General features: G+C 43.9%; 1 pseudogene. It reads left to right on the top strand.

Going from position 1 to position 255, the window contains the following annotated elements:
* Positions 1–207: pseudogene (locus tag AACW06_RS20520) on the top strand (IS1 family transposase); the annotation flags it as partial.
* Positions 208–255: the final 48 nt, after the last annotated feature.

Here is a 255-nt window from a genome sequence, read left to right as displayed (position 1 = left end):
TGGGAGCCGCGTTATAAACGCATCATTGCTCATTCATTTGGTAAACGTAATACAGATGCATTGCGAGCACTACTTGCTTTACTAGCGCCGTTCGACATCCGCTTCTTTTTCACTGATGACTTCACTGTCTACACGAAAGAGCAACCAAGAGAAAAGCACGTTGTTGGCAAAAGATTCACTCAGCGAATTGAGCGAACCAACCTGACATAACGTTCAAGATTGAAGCGCCTTGTTCGTAAAACGATCGGTTTTTCA

The organism is Vibrio sp. S12_S33 (assembly GCF_963889785.1).
Taxonomy (GTDB): domain Bacteria; phylum Pseudomonadota; class Gammaproteobacteria; order Enterobacterales; family Vibrionaceae; genus Vibrio; species Vibrio aestuarianus.
Note: the sequence above shows the minus strand (reverse complement) of the source record. Positions and strands in the feature narration are given on the sequence as shown.